Below are 19837 nucleotides of genomic sequence, written 5' to 3'. Positions count from 1 at the left end.
ATGGCTCAGTAGCTCAGTCGGTAGAGCAAAGGACTGAAAATCCTTGTGTCGGCGGTTCGATTCCGTCCTGAGCCACCATTCCTTGGACTGGATACTCCGGGTTTCAAGGTTGAAAAATGCTGGTATAGTGGTTTTTCAACAAGAGGATTCATGTTATAATACGGAGGGGTAGCGAAGTGGCTAAACGCGGCGGACTGTAAATCCGCTCCCTCAGGGTTCGGCGGTTCGAATCCGTCCCCCTCCACCATTTTTACTACAGGGGTATAGTTTAACGGTAGAACGAAGGTCTCCAAAACCTTTGGTGTGGGTTCGATTCCTACTACCCCTGCCAATTATATAATGGCGATTGTGGCGAAGTGGTTAACGCATCGGATTGTGGTTCCGACATTCGTGGGTTCGATTCCCATCAGTCGCCCCATTATATTCATAATTTCGTGGGTATCTGAATAAGATTTTATTGGGCTATAGCCAAGCGGTAAGGCAACGGACTTTGACTCCGTCATTCGTTGGTTCGAATCCAGCTAGCCCAGCCATTTGCGGAAGTAGTTCAGTGGTAGAATACAACCTTGCCAAGGTTGGGGTCGCGGGTTCGAATCCCGTCTTCCGCTCCAGAATATATGGCGGCATAGCCAAGTGGTAAGGCAAAGGTCTGCAAAACCTTTATTCACCGGTTCAAATCCGGTTGCCGCCTCCATTGATTCTTAGTGGATTAGCAATGGAAGAACCATTGCTAAAAATCTTAATATGCCGGTGTGGCGGAATAGGCAGACGCGCACGACTCAAAATCGTGTTCCGTAAGGAGTGTCGGTTCGATCCCGACCACCGGTATCCATTTTATAAACAGGTTTGCCTGTTTTCTTTGTTTCATGCGGGTGTAGTTTACTGGTAAAACCTCAGCCTTCCAAGCTGATGTAGTGGGTTCGATTCCCATCACCCGCTCCATACATACGTGACTAACGCAGCATTTCGTTTCCAGAAAACGAGGTGTTGCGTTTTTTCATTATCCTCATTTTCCGCATCTGACCAAAATTTCCGTCATCAAAGGCAAAGCCCTTCACGTCCACAATGAGTTCGTTTTAAAATGCCAAAGGAGGTGTGTCTGAATGTCTCGAAATCCACTGGGAGTGCCCTGGATAACTTGGGCGAGGGTTTAGTGTACCCACACCCATTAGCATTGTCCTGGTTTAGTCAAAATTGGCGCCGGACCACCATACCATGTCCCTTTCCGCAGTTTTGGCTGCAACAGGAAGGGAGAGGCAATCCACGCAATATAGATGCCTTAGCATGTGATGACTTTATAGGTACCATTCCCTCCATGTATTTGTGTGAACATGTCCATCAGTGATTTGGTCATTTTTTCTTGGTTTTCTCTTGGCTCAGAGGGTCTTAAATAAATGATTTGCATAGCGTTTGTCGTTGCTTCGGTGACGAGTGTCCGTTCAGAATCCACAAAGGGACTGCCAAAAGGACCATGGTCATCAGCTGAAACAATCAGGTTGGCCAGATTGTTCGATCTGCCATTCAAGCCTAGATATTCTTCTGATTCTTTTCCAAGTTTGATCTGGACTTCGCCATTTATTTTGTCTCGATCATAAACCCCGATTGGCAGCTGGTATTGGAGGGAGAAGAAATTGTTCAGGTCGATGGCGCTGTGTACTGACTGAAGATAATTTTGCTTCTTGACCCTCCGGTACAATGCTTCAGCGGAATGTCTGTAACGGTTCGGATCTTTTCCGGTCTTTCTGAAAATTTCGCGCCACTCTTTTATTCCTTTAAGATCTGTCACATTCTTTTCCAACAAATCAAAGTAAATCGATTCCTGAAAGAACTGCAGCCTGCCTTTAAGCATTTGCGGCGAAGCTCCTATCTTGACACCGTCATACTCAATGACTCCGATGGAGAATCGGGGAATGAGCGTGCATACTGTGTTGGAAACTTTAATTTCCATTGATTCCACCTCCAAAACTGCTTTAAAATAGTTTATCATAAAAGGGATTTGCTTTTACAATCAATGGATTCTTATGAATAGATCAGCTTAAAAGAAAGGAGGGATACCATGGATGTAAATAAGCTTAAACAAGAGCTAATCGACTATAGCAAAGAGATCGGGATAGATAAAATCGGATTTGCGGCTCCGACAGCTTTTGAGGAAATGAAGATACGGCTGTACAGGCAGCAGGAGCTGAATTATCAATCTGGTTTCGAAGAAAAGGATATTGAAAAGAGGACAGAGCCAGGATTGATTTTTGATAAGCCTAAATCAATCATTTCGATCGCGCTTGCCTATCCCTCGAAAATGGGGACAAAGGTCGTCAGCAAGAGGGGGGAAAGAAGAGGTATCTTCTGCCGGGCATCATGGGGAACGGATTATCACATAGTCCTGAAGGCGCGGCTGGAAAAGCTGGAACAATATCTTGCTTCAAACGTACCGGGTGCAAGGTTCAAATCGATGGTCGATACGGGAGAACTGGTTGACAGGGCAGTGGCTGAGCGGGCAGGGATTGGATGGAGCGGCAAGAATTGCTCGATTATCACTCCAGAATTCGGTTCTTATGTCTATCTTGGAGAAATGATTACAAATATCCCTTTCGAGCCTGACCAGCCAATGGAAGATAAATGCGGGACATGCAACATGTGTGTGGACGTTTGTCCAACTGGGGCGCTAGTCCAGGGCGGCCAGCTTGACTCGCAAAAGTGTATAGCTTTCCTGACCCAAACGAAGGGTTTTCTTGCGGATGAGTTCCGGGGTAAGCTGGGTAACCGTTTGTACGGCTGTGATACTTGCCAGACTGTTTGTCCTGAAAATAAAGGGAAGGATTTTCATTTCCATCCGGAGATGGAGCCTGATCCGGAAATAGCTAAACCGCTGCTAAAGCCACTTTTAAAAATGAGCAATCGTGAATTCAAAGAAAAATTCGGCCATGTTTCGGGATCATGGAGAGGGAAAAAGCCGATTCAAAGAAATGCAGTCATCGCACTTGCCCACTATAAGGATGATACTGCTGTCCAGGAACTGATTGCGGTGATGAAGGATGATCCCAGACCGGTCCTTAGAGGAACAGCAGCATGGGCACTTGGTAAAATCGGAGGTCCTGCTGCGTTTACAGCTTTAGGGGACGCTCTGGAAACGGAAAAAGATGAAGAGGTACAGAACGAAATACGTAAAGGGCTGGATTTTTACCGGGACAGAGCGGAAGTGAATGCCTGACTAAGAATGGATGCAATATCCATTCTTTTTTTATGCGTGAAATCGCCTTCTCTTTCATACATATGAATGATGGAAGGAGCGGGAGGGATGAAAGTGCGTGATCAACTGATGGAGCTGCTTGAGCAGCGTGTTCTTCAATGTGTCTCGATGCCGCGGAGCCAGCTTCATGAATGTCCGGAAATAGAGAAAAAGAAGCAGAGCTGCGCAAGAAGGGCTGCTGATATCGTCAAAGCAACTGCGCAGGGCAGAATTAAAAGTACATCCAATGAAAGGGAATCAGAGAAAGTCTTATACGAGGTTCACTTTCAATTCTTGATCAGCCAAAAAGGGTTGTTTTACATTGAGGAAGAAGTGGAACAAAGATGCGCTGAGTTCTACAAAAGGGTCCTTGTGAAGGATAAAAAACTGGATGAATATCGGCCCGGGTTAGAATTTGAAGGAGATCCCGAGCAAGGACAGGATGACAGTCTGGACCGGATCCAATATGAATACAACCGGCTTAAAGCTGTCCAGTATGCGGAAAGATGGTGGAATGATTATAATCCTGCATACAAAAAGTTCGAAGTGGATTGTACGAATTATATCTCCCAGTGCCTCCATGCCGGAGGTGCTCCAATGAGGGGGTACCCGAACCGTAGCAATGGCTGGTGGATGCAGAGCAGTAACTGGAGCTATAGCTGGTCAGTCGCCAATGCGATGCGCTGGTATCTTCCGGGTTCGAAGCTTGGCCTGAGGGCAAGGGAGGTAAATGGAGCAGAACAGCTGAAACTCGGGGATGTCATTTGCTATGATTTCCAGGGAGACGGCAGGTTTGACCATACGACGATTGTCACCGGACATGATGCCAATGGCATGCCGCTTGTCAATGCCCATACGTACAACAGCCGGAAGCGGTACTGGGCATATGAGGATTCGACCGCCTACACGCCAAACATGAAATATAAGTTTTTTACGATCATGGATGACTAGTAAACGTGTTTGTCGCACGGGTCCAAAATGGTATAATAGCTGTTAGAGTTTAATTTGAGGTGAAACCATGGCATTGCATGTAGTATTATATCAGCCACTGATTCCAGCGAACACAGGCAATATCGCGCGTACATGCGCTGGAACGGATACAGCCCTGCACCTGATCAGGCCGCTTGGGTTCTCAACAGACGACAAAATGCTTAAACGCGCAGGACTGGATTATTGGGAACACGTTAAGATCCATTATTATGATTCTCTTGATGATTTTTTTGAAAAGAATCAGGGCGGGCAATTTTACTATATTACGAAGTTCGGGCAAAGAGCCCATTCTGATTTCGATTATAGCGCTGCTGAAAAAGATTTCTTCTTCGTTTTTGGCAAGGAAACGACCGGGCTGCCGAAAGAACTGATCAAAGAAAATATGGACCGGTGCCTAAGGCTGCCGATGAATGAGAACATCCGGTCGCTGAATCTGTCGAACACGGCTGCGATTTTGATTTATGAAGCGTTGAGGCAGCAGGGTTACAGGGATTTACGTTAAAATGGGGGAGACCGGGAGACCGGTCTCTTTTTCATCACCATCCTAGACATGGAGTTGACGGTATATGAACCAGGTAATCGAAACAATCCTGAACCACCGTTCTGTTAGGCGGTTCCAGGACAAGCGTCTAAGCAAGGAAGAAATCGATATGATTGTCCAGAGCGCCCAGGCCGCTTCTACATCAAGCTTTATCCAGGCGTATTCCATCATCGGGATTACGGACAGGGAAAAAAAACAGAAGCTTGCAGAGATCGCTGGCAATCAAACTTATGCGGCTGAAAATGGCCATTTCTTTGTTTTTTGTGCCGATCTTAATCGCCATCGGGTCATAGGCAAAATCGAGGAGACCGACCTCAACGATTCGATTGAAAGCACGGAAAAGTTCATGGTAGCTTTGATCGATACGGCCCTGGCTGCCCAGAATGCCGCAATCGCGGCGGAATCGATGGGACTTGGGATTTGCTATATTGGCGGAATCCGCAATGATCTTGACGGGGTTAAAGCACTGTTGAAGACACCGGAATATGTTGTACCACTTTTCGGCTTGGCAGTAGGGTATCCGGACGAGCAGAACGACAAGAAGCCCAGGCTGCCGCTGGATCATATCTATATGGAGAATGAATATGAGCAGGATGAGGATAAGTACAAAGTCCAGCTTTCTGAATACAACCGGATCATATCGGAGTATTATCGGGAAAGGACAGGCGGAAAGCGTGAGGATACCTGGACAGGGCAAATGGCGAAAATGCTCGGACGGAAATCTCGCATGTACATGAGGCGATTCGTGGAAAATCAAATGATGAACAAAAAATAAAAAGCTGCCAAACGGCAGCCTTTTTATTTTTTGTTCATCCCCGGCTTATCATTGTATCCTGCAGTGAAGATCGCAGACAGGAATGCAACGGAAACGCCCAATATCAATAGAAGTTTCATGTATGTAAGCCTCCCTTTGATTGGAATTTGTCCATATGGAACCATTATAGCCTAATAATTCGAAACTGTGAAGGAATGGGCAGTATTTTTTATGCCTGGGACAACGAAAATATCCTGCCCACCATGTTTGAATCCAATCCTGCCGTCAAGGAAAAAATATCCTATCTTTTTAGGGATTTCCTTACAAGCGCAAAGGAAAAAAGGACGATATGGACTGCCGTGCGTTGACGCATGTTCAATCTACCTGCTGCATACAGTATAGTAATCGTCTCTTGATTACGCTACATGGGGAGGTCCATATGGATATTTTAAAAAAGATTGAGTTGTATCGCCAGGATGAAGAGAAGCTGAAATGGGAAGGGACGTTCAGGGAGTACCTGGAAATAGTGAAGGAACAGCCATGGGTTGCGCAATCGGCACATTCTCGTGTGTATAATATGATCAAGGATGCAGGAATAGAGACGGTAAAAGGAAAGAAGCGCTATTCATTCTTCAATTCACAGCTTTTTGGGCTTGAAGAGGCGCTCGAACGTCTTGTGGAAGAGTATTTCCATCCTGCCGCCAAGAGGCTTGATGTGAGGAAAAGGATCCTCTTGCTGATGGGACCGGTGAGCGGCGGTAAGTCCACACTTGTCACAATGCTGAAACGGGGGCTTGAAGCCTATTCCCATACAGATAGAGGAGCAATCTATGCCATCAAGGGATGCCCGATGCATGAAGACCCGCTTCATATGATTCCCCACCATTTGCGGAAGGATTTTTATGATGAATATGGCATCCGTATCGAAGGGAATTTATCGCCTTTGAATATGATGAGGCTTCAGCAGGAATATGAAGGGAAGATTGAGGATGTGATGGTCGAGAGAATTTTCTTCTCGGAGGACCGGCGAACTGGAATCGGCACCTTCAGCCCGTCTGACCCAAAATCACAGGATATCGCCGATCTGACAGGCAGCATCGATTTTTCGACCATTGCCGAATATGGTTCAGAGTCCGATCCAAGAGCGTATCGGTTTGATGGTGAGCTTAACAAGGCGAACCGCGGCATGATGGAATTCCAGGAAATGCTGAAATGTGATGAAAAATTCCTCTGGCATTTGTTGAGCCTTACACAGGAAGGCAATTTCAAGGCGGGCAGGTTCGCGCTGATCAGTGCCGATGAATTGATTGTCGCGCATACCAATGAAACTGAATACCGTTCGTTCATTTCAAATAAAAAAAATGAAGCGTTGCATTCCCGGATCATTGTCATGCCGATTCCTTATAATCTTAAGGTCACCGAGGAAGAGAAGATATACGAAAAAATGATCAGGGAAAGTGATGTCAGCGATGTCCATATTGCTCCCCACACCCTTAGGGTCGCGGCAATGTTCACGATTCTTACTCGTCTGAAGGACCCGAAAAAAGGCGACATTGACTTGATCAAGAAAATGCGGCTTTACGACGGGGAGAGTGTGGAAGGATATAACAGTGCTGATGTTGATGAACTCAAAAAAGAATACCAGGATGAAGGGATGAGCGGGATCGATCCACGCTATGTCATCAACCGGATTTCGTCTACGATCATCCGGAAAGAAATCAAGTCCATTAACGCACTGGATGTACTAAGGTCCCTGAAGGAAGGTCTCGATCAGCACCCATCCATCACTAATGAGGTGAGGGAGCGCTATCTGAACTTCATTTCCATCGCCCGCAAGGAGTACGATGAGATCGCCAAAAAAGAAGTACAGAAAGCATTCGTCTATTCATATGAAGAATCAGCCAAGACCCTTATGGATAATTACCTTGATAATGTCGAGGCCTATGCCAATAAGGCAAAACTCCGTGATCCGCTGACAGGGGAGGAAATCAACCCTGACGAAAAGCTGATGCGTTCGATCGAAGAGCAGATCGGCATTTCGGAAAATGCCAAAAAGGCGTTCCGCGAAGAAATCCTGATTAGGATTTCCGCTTATGCAAGGAAAGGAAAGAGGTTCGATTACAACTCGCATGACCGGCTACGTGAAGCGATCCAGAAGAAGCTGTTTGCTGATCTTAAGGATGTGGTGAAAATCACGACTTCCACTAAGACTCCGGATGAGATGCAATTGAAGAAAATCAACAGTGTCGTGGAAAGATTGATTGACGAGCACGGATATAACTCAACGTCTGCTAATGAACTGCTGCGTTATGTAGGCAGCCTGCTGAATCGGTAAAGCATGGGGAGCCAGTAAAGTTGCTGGCTCCCTGAACGTTTACAGAACGAGCTATCAGGGAATAGTAGAGGCAAGGGGTGATAAAGATGGATAAAAAAGAATTGCCGAAAAACTATACTCCCAAGAATGGCTCTATGGCCTCTAATGAAGAGGAGATGGAAAACCTCGGTAAACAGATGGAAAACCGCCGTACAGGACAAGTACTGAAGGAAGATTATGACAAAGCTCCGGACCCGGTGCAATTTGATCAGGATAAAAAATAACCTTTGCCAATTGGCAAAGGTTATTTTTTGCTGTTAAAACGGGCTTGTCCATTCTTGGATAGATTGCCTAATTGTCGAAATTATTTGTAAATTATTTTTGCTGACTGCATATGATAGAGTAATTACATTTCCCTTTTGGATTTTTGCCATCGGGTTATTGTATGAAAGTCAGGTCCATTGTGTTACAGACTTGTGAGAATTTTTTAGGAGGGGTTGAAAATGACCGATGACAGCAGCCGCCAGTTTGTGATTTCACAGGAAGATTGGTCCCTCCACCGCAAAGGGCATGATGATCAACAGCGCCACCAGGAGAAGGTGCAGGATGCCATCCGCAATAATTTGCCAGATTTGATCACGGAAGAAAGCATTATCATGTCCAATGGCAGGGATGTCGTGAAAATTCCAATCAGATCATTGGATGAATATAAGATCAGATATAATTACGATAAAAACAAGCATGTCGGCCAGGGGAACGGTGACAGCAAAGTCGGTGATGTCGTTGCCCGGGACGGTTCGGGGCAAAAGGGTCCCGGAAAAGGCCAGGGAGCAGGTGACCAGGCTGGGGAAGACTATTATGAAGCTGAAGTATCGATGATGGAGATTGAAGAAGCGCTGTTCAAGCAATTGGAACTGCCAAACCTGAAACGCAAAGAGCACCAGGAACATCTGGTTGAAAACGTGGAATTCAATGATATAAGGAAGACAGGATTGATGGGCAATATCGACAAAAAACGGACTATGATGACTGCTTATAAACGGAATGCCATGGCTGGAAAGCCCTCATTCCATCCGATTTACCGTGAGGACCTTAAGTTCAAGACATGGAACGAAGTCATGAAGCCGGATTCAAAAGCCATCGTGCTGGCGATGATGGACACGAGCGGTAGCATGGGATTATGGGAAAAATATATGGCGAGAAGCTTTTTCTTTTGGATGACCCGTTTCCTTCGCTCACAATATGAAACCGTAGAGATTGAGTTCATTGCCCATCACACTGAAGCAAAGGTAGTATCTGAGGAAGATTTCTTTTCAAAAGGAGAAAGCGGCGGAACAATCTGCTCATCCGCATACAAAAAAGCTTTAGAACTTATAGATCTTAAATACAATCCGAACAAATTCAATATCTATCCGTTCCATTTTTCTGATGGTGATAACCTGACCTCCGATAACGCCCGCTGCGTGAAATTAGTTGAAGAACTGATGAAAGTCTCCAATATGTTCGGCTATGGGGAAGTCAATCAGTACAACCGCCACTCGACTCTTATGTCCGCATATAAAAACATCAAAGACGAAAACTTCCGTTACTATATCCTCAAGCAAAAAGCCGATGTGTTCCATGCGATGAAAAGCTTTTTCAAGAAAGAAGAGAATAAGCTTTATGCGTAACGGCAGGCAGGGGAGGCAGCCAGGTAAAAAAAGAGACCTATCCGTGCTAATGGAGGTTCCGATTATCATTCAGTTGCTTCATCCTTACGTAAAAATGCAAAGCATTCCAGGTTTCAATAGGAAGGATTTGCTTTATTTCCAATGAATGACGGCAGGCTCCGAGCCTGCCGTCTAATTATTGGTTTGGACGTTTTCATTTTGGGGTTTCAGTATGCGTAAGTGATGCTTCAATACCTGGATATAGCCAGGGGTATTCAAATAGACTTCGCCATCCATATCAGCTTCCATTTCGTTTTCAGTTTTGATTGTTATGGCCTGCCCCCTGTAATGGTCAAGCTCCCTGCTTGCTTCATTGCCATCGACTGTGACATCGGCTGTCGATACTTCTTTAAGAAGAACCAGATTGGCATTTTTGATAATAAACACGTCCGCCAGGCCGTCATCATATTCGATTGCTTGAAATGGCAATGGGTTTGTTCCAACATATTTTCCGTTAGCAACAAAAATCATCACTGCTTCGCCATCCACTTTCTTTCCGTCAACCTCCAGTTCGTACTTGAAAGGATTCATTTCCTTCATAGTACGCATGACACTAAGCATATAGCTTATCTTCCCAAGCCGTTCTTTTTCCGTTTGATTGATATTCATTGAAGTTTCAGCGATCAATCCAATCCCCCAAAAATTCAAACTATAGTGATCATTCACCTTTAGGATATCTACGGACGCTATCTCGCCATCCATCAATTGTTTTGCTGCCATCCGGAGGTCCATGTCGATTCCCAATGTCCTTGCGAAGTCATTGCAAGTACCTCCAGGCAAAATCGCTACTGCCGGCCTGTGTTCCAGTCCTGCAAGGCCATTGATGCATTCATGGACCGTCCCATCGCCTCCGAGGATGATGATGAGGTCGGTCTGTTCACCATATGTTTCACAAAGTTTTCTTGCATGGCCTTGCTCTTGGGTTTGGAAAATCTGTAAAACCGGGACGGCAGCAGCTAGAATCGGAACAGTTGGCCCAAGTATTTGTTCAATGTCTTTTTGGCCCGCTGAGCCATTATAGATTAAGATAGCTTTCTTGAATTCCATTTTTTTCACATCCTGAGACTTCGTTAACTATTTTACCCAGACAATAGAGTATTGAGTCGCTTATTCTTTTCCACCGAAAGGCAGGATCCAACCTTATTAAAAAGTAAAAATGTGTGAACGGAGAAATCCCGGAATATTCCAGAATGGATTCAGACGGGAGTTTCAGATGTTGTGAATGTCTTCAGCACAAAGAAAGAAGGTTGAGACAAAAAATCCTTGGCAATTGACCCGGAAGCACTCTAGATACCCGGAGGTTATGATAATATCCTTTGGGTCCACGAAACGAAAAGGACTAATCGTTGCTGGGATTCCATTGGAAATCCTCCCATCTTATCCAAATAATTATAAAAATCGGCGAAAAATGAACATATTTACTAAAAAACGGAAATAATACCTATGTCGCGAGTACTATGTTTCAAAAATGTGAAACTTTGTGATAGGGTATTAAAGGGCCAATAAATAAAAGCAAACGTATAGAAATGAAGAAGGGAGTTTTTTGATGAAGAAAACTTCATCGGTATTTCTAATATCGGCTGGAATCCTGTTATTAATGGTTCTTTTTGGAATCTTTGTTCCGGATAAGCTGGAAAAAATCACTGCAAATATCCAGACATTCATAACTGATTCATTCGGCTGGTATTATTTAATTATTGTTTCTCTGTTGTTGATTGTAACTTTGTATTTTTTGATCAGTCCGCTAGGAAAAATCAGGCTTGGGAGGCAGGATGAAAAACCTGAGTTTTCAAGGCCGACGTGGTTTGCGATGCTGTTCAGTGCCGGCATGGGGATCGGGCTTGTGTTCTACGGGTCGGCAGAACCAATCAGCCACTTTATGGTTCAGACGCCATCCGGCGGAGAACCGGGAACGGACCAGGCACTGCGGGATGCGCTTAGATACACGTTTTTCCACTGGGGCATCCATGCCTGGGCGATATACGGAATTGTTGCCCTGGTTCTTGCCTATTTTAATTTCAGACATGGAAAGCCGGGAATCATCAGTGCTGCTCTTGAACCTGTACTGGGCAGGCATGCAAGCGGAGTCACTGGTAAAGTAATCGACATTATTGCTGTTGTCACGACCGTCTTTGGCGTAGCGACCACTTTAGGATTTGGAGCTGTACAAATAAATGGTGGGTTAACCTACCTTTTTGGAATTCCTGCAGGCTTTTTAACCCAGTTTGTCATTGTCCTCATCGTAACCGTACTTTTCATGATTTCTGCAATGACTGGACTTGGCAAAGGAATTAAAATTCTAAGTAACACGAATATGATTTTAGCCGTTCTCCTGTTGTTCCTCATGTTTGTCCTGGGGCCGACAAAGTTCATCCTGAATATTTTCACCAATACGATTGGCACTTACATCCAGTATCTCCCAGCAATGAGCTTCAGGATTTCTCCTCTGAATGATGATGTACGATCATGGATCAATGGCTGGACCATATTCTATTGGGCCTGGTGGATTGCATGGGCTCCGTTTGTAGGCATTTTTATAGCTCGAGTTTCTAAAGGCAGGACTATTCGGGAGTTTGTGTTCGGTGTATTGCTTGTACCGTCGGTTGTAAGCTTCTTCTGGTTCTCTACCTTTGGTGGGACAGCAATGCTGCTTGAACACGAAGGGGTTGCCAAAATATCGGAACTTGCTGTTGAAGAATCCTTGTTTGGCGTATTTTCTAATTTTCCTCTCGGTTCCGTCATGTCCATTTTGGCTATCATATTAGTAGGGACATTCTTCATTACATCGGCAGATTCCGGTACCTATGTGCTTGGAATGATGACGACAAATGGATCACTTACCCCTGGCAACAGGATCAAGCTGACATGGGGGGTTCTGCTTGCTGCTACTTCATTGGTACTTCTTTATACGGGAGGACTGCAGGCGCTGCAAAACACAATGATCATCGCCGCCTTGCCGTTTTCTCTAATTATGGGACTGATGGCAATCAGTTTGGTCAAGGCTTTGAGCAAGGAGGCAAAAGAGCTTGGCATCGGAAGGATCCCGAAGCACAAGCATGAATAGTCATTGCAAAACACCTTCCGCACTCTAATCGGAAGGTGTTTTTTTTATTTACAGGAGGAAGTCCTTCACTTATAATGAGTAACATGTAAGTAACTACTTACACTCATTAAAAGGAGGGGGAATCCGCTTATGCTTAATAGACTTGCAGGATTGCTGGCGAAATATCCAATTAAGTCGATGTTGTTCACCTTGCTGGCTATCTTGATCCTTGCAGGAGGCGTTAGAAATATCGAGATGAATACCGGAAATGATACCCTTGTTAGCAGAGATTCGAAGGTTTACAAGAATAATCAACAGCTTGAAGAGGAATTCGGAGGCGAATCCATTGTCGTATTATATGAAGCGACTGGTCCTGGAAATATCCTTGCGACTGACCGGCTCAAGCATATGAAGAATCTTGAAGAGAAACTGAATGTCAATCAGGATATTTACAGTATCATCAGCCCGATTTCAGTGATCGAGCAAATGTCAGCAAAGCAGGGAGAGAAATACCATGAAGGCATCAATGAAATTGCAGACAGCCTGGAAAAGATGGGTAATTCATTGATAGATATTGGAAATAAGGTGAATGATAGCACTTCAGGAGGAGCGGACCAACTTAGCCTTGATCGTCAGATGCAGGAATTAAATCAGGAAATGACCAGGATGATGGAAGGCCAGGAAAAGCTAAAGGGAGACAAGGATGAGCTAGTTAATGGCTATGTCCAGTTTGGCAGCCAGACAAAGGAAGCTGGCATCAAGCCTGGTGAATTGGCATCAATGATGGAGCCAGCGAATCCCCAGCAAAAAGAGAAGGAAGTCCAGCTTAAAAAAATGAGCATGCAGTTATTCCAGCTTTCAGAAAAAATGATTCAGGTATCAGAGAAGTCTGCTTCCCTTCCACAGGCTTCCAGTCAGACTATCAATGACCTGAAAGTCGAAAGCGGACTGGCAAGGCAGCAGGACCAGTTTGGAAAAATGCAGGAAGAGCAGGCAAAACAAAAAAAGGAATTGTCACAAATGGGGACCGGCCTTGGGGAAATGGGAAATAAGCTAGGAGCAATCAGTGATCATCTTGAGACGATGAACCAGTATGCTGATACGATGCATCCTGCCCTGCCCGATCAGCAAGAGACTCTTGACCATCTAGTATACGATGAAGATGGCAAGCTTAAAGAAATTTTTGAAGAAGTAGTTATGGACGATCAGACAATGGCGATGATCATAAAATTTGAAGGGAATGCCAGTGATGCTTCCAAAGGCGAAATAACAGCACTCATCAAAAATTACTTAGCTGATGAGAAACTAGCATCAACAAAAATGATGGTTTCAGGCAAGCCTGTATTGGATGATGCAATCCGTTCTTCCATGAAAGAAAGCATGCAGAAAATGATGATACTGTCGCTTATGTTCATGGTAGTCGTCTTATTGTTCACCATGAAAGTTAGTTGGCGCTTACTTTCTTTATCAGCTATTTTGGTTGCTGTGATGGGTACAGTTGGCCTTATGGGCTGGGTGCAAATCCCAATAACGATGGTATCGATGGCAGTGTTTCCAATACTGATCGGACTTGGAATAGATTATGCCATTCAATTCCAGAGCAGATATTCCGAAGAAATGGAAGTGGAGGCGGATCCAAATGAATATGAGTAAACACAAAGGAAAAGCAGAAAAAAGCCTTTACCAAACAGTTATGAAAATGGTGCCGGCTGTTCTGACAGCTTTGATTTCAACAGCTCTGGGATTTATCGCTTTGTACACATCGCCTGTCCCAATGATTAAGGATTTTGGGAAAATGCTGACATTAGGCATGGCAGTCAGCTTTATAGTGGGCGTTTTCATACTGATTCCTGTTCTTTTCACCAGAGATCATTTCTTCCATTCAAGAAAGAATGAAAATAGTGCGAAAAATAATCGGGGTACTGCAGAAAAAATACTGAGCTCTCTCACGCAGAAATTGCTTACATTTAGATGGAGCATTATCATTATCGCCTTCCTCACAGCAGGACTGGGAATCTGGGTTGATCTGGAGGCAGGGGCGGAAACAGATGTTGAAAATTTCATGCCGCAGGATACACAGGAACTTGAAGACATTCAAAGATTGCGGGAAATCCTTGGAACAACAGATCAAATTTCAATCATATATGAAGCAGATAACGTGACGAAAGAAGAAGTTATCTTATGGGTCGATCATATAACCCAATCACTCTCTGAAGATTATCCAGAAACAATTGTCGGCTCACGTTCGATCACCAGCGCGTTGAGACAAATGAACGAAGGGAAATTGCCTCAGCAGGAAAGTTTGGACATCCAAATTAACGATATGCCGGAAAACCAGCGGAAGCTGCTAATCAATGAAACGCAGACGAAAGGAGTCATAGCAGTTGGAATCAAGCATCTTGAGGGAGAACCATTGAAAGGTTTCCTTGAACGCTTGGATGATTATTTAGAAAGAAAAGGAGTAAATGGGATTGAAACGACAGTGACCGGCAAGGCGGTGTTGGATGCGGAAATGGTGATCGCTCTTACATCAGGCCGATATAAAATGACACTTCTTGGCATGGGGCTTGTATTTGTAGGGTTGCTGGCTATTTATCGTCATCCTGTCAAAGCGTTCCTACCCCTCCTTCCCATCATCCTGATCGTCGGCTGGTCAGGCGGGGCTATGCACATGATGGGAATGGAGTATACACCTCTGACCGCAACATTGGGTGCGCTGATCATTGGGATAGGGACAGAATTCACTATTCTGATCATGGAACGTTATTTTGAAGAACGGAAAAAGGGAAGAGCAAGCAGAATGGCGATAGGCATCGCTAATCAAAAGGCAGGCAAAGCAATTTTCGCTTCAGCATTTACAACAATTGGTGGATTTAGCGCACTGCTGATTTCCGACTTTGTGATCTTAAGCAATTTTGGGCTGATGACACTCATCAATATATCGCTTGCTCTTATCAGCACCATGATTGTCATGCCGGCCATCTTGATTATTCTCGACCGATTTGTGAAAATAAAACATGAGGACAAGAATGTTGAAGCAGCAAACGCGGGGTGAAAGGGTTGAAGGACAAAACAGAACAAATCATAAATGCAGCAGTGAAGGTATTTATAAAGAAGGGATTGCAGGCCACTACTCAGGAAATAGCAAGAGAAGCGGATGTCGCTGAGGTTACACTCTTCAGGAAATTTGCCACGAAGCAAAACTTGTTCGTTACAGTCATCAAGAATGCATTGGAAAAACAATTCGATTCACATCTCTTTAAGCTGGCAGAAGAAAAGGACACAGAGGAGTTCCTTGTGAAGATCATCGAAAATCGTTTGGAAATCCTGTCGAAGAACTCTGCGCTTATAAAAATGCTGGTTTCAGAAAGCCTAATGGGGAACTTGCCGGACGAAGTGAATCTTCCAAACATGATTTTTTCCAGCATAGAAAAAGGTCTGTCAAGGCACTTTCAAGCCACAGGGAAAACAGCTGATACCGAATTGCTTGCAAGACAATTAAGCGGGATTTTCCTGAGCCAGGTTGTATTCCCTGCTGAGCAGCCATACCATCAATTAGAGGAAAAGGTGAAACATCAGCAAGCGAGGCAATATGCAAGAGCGGTTCTTTCGCTGATGTAAATATGTCTTCTGTCTGAGGCGGGGAAATACCTGCCTCTTTTAGTGTGTAAAAAATGTGTTATATGATACAATTAATAAAAATGTAAAGGTGATATTTTTACATTTGTAAAGAATTTCTTATTTATGAACTTTTTATGCTTTTTATAAATGTAAATGTTTTCATAAGCTTTTTTTGCTAAAATTAGATTGTTCATTATTTCGATTCCCGAAGGTGAAGAAGAATGGAAAAAGAGAAGCTGTTAAAGATTATCCAGGCTGCAAAGCTCTATTATTTACTTGATTACAACCAGAACGATATTGCGAAGGAACTCGGGGTGTCGAGGCCGACTGTATCGAGGTTTTTGCAAATCGCCAAGCAGGAGGGCATCGTCGATATCAAAATCATGGATCCAACAGAAGATGTGGAAAATCTGGCATATGAGCTGGAACAGAAGTTTGGCCTTAAAAAGGCGATTGTGACACATATCCCTCAATATGAGGATAGTGTGATTAAGAACTTCCTGGGTGAGAGGGCAGCTGCCTATTTGCATGAGATTGTCAGCCATGATGATATCATCGGGGTGACATGGGGAACCACGCTTTATCACATAGCAATGGAATTGAAGCAGAAGGCGCTGAAAAATGTGAAGGTTGTCCAGCTGAAGGGCGGTGTCAGCCATTCCGAGACTAACACATACGCAAATGAAATCCTCTATTTGTTTGGAAAAGCGTTCAATAGTGCTCCCCACCATCTGCCATTGCCAGCGATTGTCGACCATGTCATCGTCAAGCAGGCGATGGAAGCCGACAGGCATATCAAAAGGATACTTGATATGGGAAAACAGGCGAATATCGCCGTCTATACAATCGGTCCTATCAAATCCGAATCTCTATTATTCCAACTAGGCTACTTTACGGATGAGGACTTAAAAGTGATTTATTCAAAGGCCGTAGGGGACATTTGCTCCAGATTCTTTGATAAGGATGGAAATGTCTGCAGCGAGAATCTGGATGCAAGGACGCTGGGAATCGAATTGGATGAATTGAAAAAGAAAGAATATTCGATCCTGGTTGCGGGCGGAGCCCATAAAATTGAAGGCATATATGGGGCATTGAAGGGGAAATACACGAATGTCCTCATCACCGATCAAATCACAGCAAAGTTTTTAATTGATAAAACGGAAGCATAAAGTGTGCCCGTCAGGTTTCATACTAGAGCCTGACGGGTATTTTTTTGACGAAAAGGTGAAAAGTCATTTTTTTCATTTTACATTTGCTTAAAAATTGGTTTACAAAAGTTCTTTTTGTTTGGTATATTGACTATAGAAAGTTTATTTAAACAAATGTAAACGTTTTAATGAAATTTTTTTCAGGTGATGTGAAAACGTTAACAGAGTTTAATAAAAATACAACAAGAGGTGGACCAGTAATGAATATACTATGGGGCTTGATGGGTATTGCGGTTGTGTTCGGGATTGCTTTGATTTTTTCCAATAACCGCAAGGCAATCAACTTAAGGACAATTCTTGGTGGTTTGGCGATTCAGCTTTTATTTGCGTTCGCTGTGTTGAAATGGGAAACAGGCAAGCTTGCACTTAAGAAGCTTTCGCTTGGTGTAACGGAAATCATCAATTATACAGATGCAGGTGTGCAATTCCTTTTCGGTGGATTGTTCCAGGCTGAAAACATTGGATTCATATTTGCCTTCCAAGTCTTGACAGTCGTTATTTTCTTTTCTTCTTTGATTTCTGTTCTTTACTATCTTGGAATCATGCAATTTGTCATTAAATTCATCGGCGGCGCTCTTGCAAAGCTTCTCGGCACAAGCAAAGCTGAATCCTTATCAGCAGCAGCCAACATTTTCGTTGGCCAGACTGAAGCACCATTGGTCGTAAGGCCGTATCTTGCTAAAATGACTAAATCTGAGCTTTTTGCCGTAATGGTCGGCGGCCTGGCATCCGTTGCTGGTTCTGTGCTAGTCGGTTACGCGATGCTTGGCGTGCCACTTGAATATTTGCTGGCAGCGAGCTTCATGGCTGCACCCGCAGGCTTGATCATGGCAAAGGTCATGATTCCGGAAACTGAAAAATCAGAGACATCTGACGATATGCAAATGGAAAAAGACACAGATTCAGTAAACGTGATCGATGCTGCTGCACGTGGAGCGAGCACAGGTCTCCAGCTTGCTTTGAATATCGGTGCCATGCTCCTTGCGTTCATCGCCCTGATTGCATTGATCAATGGAATACTGGGCTTTGTAGGCGGATGGTTCAATGTCGATGGCTTAACGCTTGAGAAAATCCTGGGATATTTATTCTCCCCACTCGCATTCGCAATCGGTGTTCCATGGTCCGAAGCTGTACAGGCTGGCGGATTCATCGGACAGAAGCTGATCCTTAACGAGTTTGTTGCTTACTCTTCATTCGCACCGCAAATCGATCAGCTTTCAGCTAAGACTGTTGCAGTCATCAGCTTTGCGCTATGTGGTTTTGCGAACGTGTCTTCAATGGGCATCCTGCTTGGCGGACTAGGAAGCCTGGCGCCAAATCGCCGTGGTGATATTGCTAAGCTTGGAATCAAAGCAGTCATTGCCGGTATGCTTGCTTCACTATTAAGTGCCGCAATTGCCGGAATGTTACTCTAATAATCTGTTTACAGAAATTTGGGCGATTCACCCTGCAATTTCAATTGTAGGATGAATCGCCCTTTCTCTTTTCGCTGCAATGGATACAATCAACTCAACGCGCGTTTTAATCTGGACGCCCCCTTCAAATTCTGCTTGTACCAGTGAACCTATGTCGCTGCCTAATCTTGAATGAGTCTTTGTGCTTCATATTGATATCCATGGTACTGATAATTTTGCTTTTTATACATTTCTTTAGGGGTATCCTCTCCATCAGCCACTAATATGACTTTCTTTTCAGGATATGATTCCATTACAAATTTCTGTAAGCTGCTGCCAATCCCTTTGTTCCGGAACTGCTCATCAACAGTCAAATTATCAATTTCTGCTGTTTCATCAGAGATAATAACATCTACGTAGCCTGCTGCAGATCCTTGATAAAAAGCTAAAACCTGCTGGATATGCCGATCCTTAAATTGACGTCTTATCAAATCCGCCTTCTGTTGGGCAAATTCACTGCTAAAGGATAAATCATGCTGATATTGCAAACGAAGAAGGGTTTCCAAATTTTTATCCGTCACTGCTTGAATATCGATATCTGGATTGTTTTTCACCTTTGGAAAGTCTTCAGGGTCGATGGAAAACAGTTCAAGGAAACCTGTTTCATAACCCATATCCGCCAAGTAAGCATTTAGTTCGCCTGTTGGCTTGATATTAGCCGGAAAGACGAACTTCAAATGTTTTTGCCCCTTCTTCCGATGAAATTCTTCCAGGTAACTTTCAGCGTCTTTAAATTCAGTTAGAGACGGAAGAACTTTAAATTCAATGAAATTACTGGCATACCTGGTTAACATCTCAGGATAATGGTAGTGCCTATATTTGGAATTTTCAACTACTATATTTCCAAGCTTATAAATATGCCCGAAAGATAAATGTTCCATAAATACCTTGCCTCCTTGATGATGAATGATTGAGTTAAAATACGCTTACCTAAAAGGATAACACCCTTTACGTGAAGAAGCGCTATTGTTTTTTGA

At 44.0% G+C, this 19837-nt stretch carries 16 protein-coding genes and 9 tRNA genes; 22 read left to right on the top strand and 3 right to left on the bottom strand.

Annotated features, from left to right (window positions below; translation table 11 throughout):
- The first annotated feature begins 2 nt into the window (after positions 1 to 2).
- The 9 genes from JJQ88_RS05815 (at position 3) to JJQ88_RS05775 (ending at position 942) form a co-directional block, all read left to right on the top strand.
- Positions 3 to 78: transfer RNA gene (locus tag JJQ88_RS05815), tRNA-Phe, on the top strand.
- A gap of 84 nt (positions 79 to 162) precedes the next feature.
- Positions 163 to 247: transfer RNA gene (locus tag JJQ88_RS05810), tRNA-Tyr, on the top strand.
- 10 nt (positions 248 to 257) lie between these two features.
- A tRNA-Trp gene (locus JJQ88_RS05805) sits at positions 258 to 331 on the top strand.
- Between the two features lie 11 nt (positions 332 to 342).
- Positions 343 to 418: transfer RNA gene (locus JJQ88_RS05800), tRNA-His, on the top strand.
- Between the two features lie 40 nt (positions 419 to 458).
- Positions 459 to 533: transfer RNA gene (locus JJQ88_RS05795), tRNA-Gln, on the top strand.
- A gap of 3 nt (positions 534 to 536) precedes the next feature.
- A tRNA-Gly gene (locus tag JJQ88_RS05790) sits at positions 537 to 611 on the top strand.
- Between the two features lie 8 nt (positions 612 to 619).
- Positions 620 to 694 (top strand) — tRNA-Cys (locus JJQ88_RS05785).
- Positions 695 to 746: 52 nt separating this feature from the next.
- A tRNA-Leu gene (locus tag JJQ88_RS05780) sits at positions 747 to 828 on the top strand.
- A 40-nt stretch (positions 829 to 868) separates the two neighbouring features.
- Positions 869 to 942, top strand: a tRNA-Gly gene (locus JJQ88_RS05775).
- 337 nt (positions 943 to 1279) lie between these two features.
- Here the strand turns inward: JJQ88_RS05775 and JJQ88_RS05770 are convergent.
- Positions 1280 to 1948, bottom strand: coding sequence for a B3/B4 domain-containing protein (locus JJQ88_RS05770; RefSeq protein WP_210364777.1), 669 nt, complete (start codon positions 1946 to 1948; stop codon positions 1280 to 1282).
- A gap of 108 nt (positions 1949 to 2056) precedes the next feature.
- Here JJQ88_RS05770 and queG point away from each other — a divergent pair, with 108 nt between their 5' ends.
- The 7 genes from queG (at position 2057) to yhbH (ending at position 9495) form a co-directional block, all read left to right on the top strand.
- Positions 2057 to 3208: a tRNA epoxyqueuosine(34) reductase QueG gene (gene queG / locus JJQ88_RS05765; protein ID WP_210364776.1), complete on the top strand. Its 1152-nt coding sequence runs from the start codon at positions 2057 to 2059 to the stop codon at positions 3206 to 3208.
- A 93-nt stretch (positions 3209 to 3301) separates the two neighbouring features.
- Entirely contained in the window at positions 3302 to 4177 is an 876-nt protein-coding gene (locus tag JJQ88_RS05760; RefSeq protein WP_210364775.1) for an amidase domain-containing protein, read from the top strand.
- Positions 4178 to 4244: 67 nt separating this feature from the next.
- Positions 4245 to 4718, top strand: coding sequence for a tRNA (uridine(34)/cytosine(34)/5-carboxymethylaminomethyluridine(34)-2'-O)-methyltransferase TrmL (trmL, locus tag JJQ88_RS05755; protein ID WP_210364774.1), 474 nt, complete (start codon positions 4245 to 4247; stop codon positions 4716 to 4718).
- Between the two features lie 64 nt (positions 4719 to 4782).
- On the top strand, positions 4783 to 5532 hold the full coding sequence (nfsA, locus tag JJQ88_RS05750) for an oxygen-insensitive NADPH nitroreductase (RefSeq protein ID WP_210364773.1): 750 nt from the start codon (positions 4783 to 4785) through the stop codon (positions 5530 to 5532).
- A 418-nt stretch (positions 5533 to 5950) separates the two neighbouring features.
- Positions 5951 to 7846: a PrkA family serine protein kinase gene (locus JJQ88_RS05745; RefSeq protein WP_210364772.1), complete on the top strand. Its 1896-nt coding sequence runs from the start codon at positions 5951 to 5953 to the stop codon at positions 7844 to 7846.
- Positions 7847 to 7932: 86 nt separating this feature from the next.
- Positions 7933 to 8109, top strand: a complete 177-nt coding sequence (locus JJQ88_RS05740; protein ID WP_210364771.1) for a hypothetical protein — start codon at positions 7933 to 7935, stop codon at positions 8107 to 8109.
- A 219-nt stretch (positions 8110 to 8328) separates the two neighbouring features.
- The gene (yhbH, locus tag JJQ88_RS05735) at positions 8329 to 9495 is read left to right on the top strand and encodes a sporulation protein YhbH (protein ID WP_210364770.1); all 1167 of its coding nucleotides are present in this window, start codon (positions 8329 to 8331) and stop codon (positions 9493 to 9495) included.
- 171 nt (positions 9496 to 9666) lie between these two features.
- On the opposite strand, the gene JJQ88_RS05730 is transcribed toward yhbH, so the two are convergent.
- Entirely contained in the window at positions 9667 to 10581 is a 915-nt protein-coding gene (locus JJQ88_RS05730) for a diacylglycerol/lipid kinase family protein (protein WP_210364769.1), read from the bottom strand.
- A gap of 499 nt (positions 10582 to 11080) precedes the next feature.
- Between JJQ88_RS05730 and JJQ88_RS05725 the strand changes: the two genes are divergently transcribed.
- The 6 genes from JJQ88_RS05725 (at position 11081) to JJQ88_RS05700 (ending at position 18821) form a co-directional block, all read left to right on the top strand.
- On the top strand, positions 11081 to 12598 hold the full coding sequence (locus JJQ88_RS05725) for a glycine betaine uptake BCCT transporter (protein ID WP_210364768.1): 1518 nt from the start codon (positions 11081 to 11083) through the stop codon (positions 12596 to 12598).
- Between the two features lie 129 nt (positions 12599 to 12727).
- Positions 12728 to 14230 carry an MMPL family transporter gene (locus tag JJQ88_RS05720; protein WP_210364767.1) on the top strand — a complete coding sequence of 501 codons (1503 nt, stop codon included), beginning with the start codon at positions 12728 to 12730 and terminating at the stop codon, positions 14228 to 14230.
- Entirely contained in the window at positions 14217 to 15632 is a 1416-nt protein-coding gene (locus JJQ88_RS05715; RefSeq protein ID WP_210364766.1) for an efflux RND transporter permease subunit, read from the top strand. The genes JJQ88_RS05720 and JJQ88_RS05715 overlap by 14 nt, the downstream gene beginning before the upstream one ends.
- Positions 15629 to 16198: a TetR/AcrR family transcriptional regulator gene (locus JJQ88_RS05710; RefSeq protein ID WP_349237103.1), complete on the top strand. Its 570-nt coding sequence runs from the start codon at positions 15629 to 15631 to the stop codon at positions 16196 to 16198. The genes JJQ88_RS05715 and JJQ88_RS05710 overlap by 4 nt, the downstream gene beginning before the upstream one ends.
- Positions 16199 to 16419: 221 nt before the next feature.
- Positions 16420 to 17367 carry a sugar-binding transcriptional regulator gene (locus JJQ88_RS05705; RefSeq protein WP_210364764.1) on the top strand — a complete coding sequence of 316 codons (948 nt, stop codon included), beginning with the start codon at positions 16420 to 16422 and terminating at the stop codon, positions 17365 to 17367.
- A gap of 239 nt (positions 17368 to 17606) precedes the next feature.
- Positions 17607 to 18821 carry a NupC/NupG family nucleoside CNT transporter gene (locus JJQ88_RS05700; protein ID WP_210364763.1) on the top strand — a complete coding sequence of 405 codons (1215 nt, stop codon included), beginning with the start codon at positions 17607 to 17609 and terminating at the stop codon, positions 18819 to 18821.
- A 161-nt stretch (positions 18822 to 18982) separates the two neighbouring features.
- Here the strand turns inward: JJQ88_RS05700 and JJQ88_RS05695 are convergent, their stop codons facing one another.
- Positions 18983 to 19741, bottom strand: coding sequence for a GNAT family N-acetyltransferase (locus JJQ88_RS05695; protein ID WP_210364762.1), 759 nt, complete (start codon positions 19739 to 19741; stop codon positions 18983 to 18985).
- Positions 19742 to 19837 lie beyond the last annotated feature (96 nt).

The organism is Bacillus sp. REN3, assembly GCF_017912555.1.
Classification (GTDB): Bacteria; Bacillota; Bacilli; order Bacillales; family Cytobacillaceae; genus Mesobacillus.
This window is presented reverse-complemented; position numbering and strand designations above follow the sequence as displayed.

What these genes read in the sequence shown, in the direction of transcription:
- JJQ88_RS05770 (WP_210364777.1), bottom strand. Translation starts at nt 1,948, where the DNA reads ATGGAAATTAAAGTTTCCAACACAGTATGCACGCTCATTCCCCGATTC.
- queG (WP_210364776.1), top strand. Translation starts at nt 2,057, where the DNA reads ATGGATGTAAATAAGCTTAAACAAGAGCTAATCGACTATAGCAAAGAG.
- trmL (WP_210364774.1), top strand. Translation starts at nt 4,245, where the DNA reads ATGGCATTGCATGTAGTATTATATCAGCCACTGATTCCAGCGAACACA.
- nfsA (WP_210364773.1), top strand. Translation starts at nt 4,783, where the DNA reads ATGAACCAGGTAATCGAAACAATCCTGAACCACCGTTCTGTTAGGCGG.
- JJQ88_RS05745 (WP_210364772.1), top strand. Translation starts at nt 5,951, where the DNA reads ATGGATATTTTAAAAAAGATTGAGTTGTATCGCCAGGATGAAGAGAAG.
- JJQ88_RS05740 (WP_210364771.1), top strand. Translation starts at nt 7,933, where the DNA reads ATGGATAAAAAAGAATTGCCGAAAAACTATACTCCCAAGAATGGCTCT.
- yhbH (WP_210364770.1), top strand. Translation starts at nt 8,329, where the DNA reads ATGACCGATGACAGCAGCCGCCAGTTTGTGATTTCACAGGAAGATTGG.
- JJQ88_RS05730 (WP_210364769.1), bottom strand. Translation starts at nt 10,581, where the DNA reads ATGGAATTCAAGAAAGCTATCTTAATCTATAATGGCTCAGCGGGCCAA.
- JJQ88_RS05725 (WP_210364768.1), top strand. Translation starts at nt 11,081, where the DNA reads ATGAAGAAAACTTCATCGGTATTTCTAATATCGGCTGGAATCCTGTTA.
- JJQ88_RS05720 (WP_210364767.1), top strand. Translation starts at nt 12,728, where the DNA reads ATGCTTAATAGACTTGCAGGATTGCTGGCGAAATATCCAATTAAGTCG.
- JJQ88_RS05715 (WP_210364766.1), top strand. Translation starts at nt 14,217, where the DNA reads ATGAATATGAGTAAACACAAAGGAAAAGCAGAAAAAAGCCTTTACCAA.
- JJQ88_RS05705 (WP_210364764.1), top strand. Translation starts at nt 16,420, where the DNA reads ATGGAAAAAGAGAAGCTGTTAAAGATTATCCAGGCTGCAAAGCTCTAT.
- JJQ88_RS05700 (WP_210364763.1), top strand. Translation starts at nt 17,607, where the DNA reads ATGAATATACTATGGGGCTTGATGGGTATTGCGGTTGTGTTCGGGATT.
- JJQ88_RS05695 (WP_210364762.1), bottom strand. Translation starts at nt 19,741, where the DNA reads ATGGAACATTTATCTTTCGGGCATATTTATAAGCTTGGAAATATAGTA.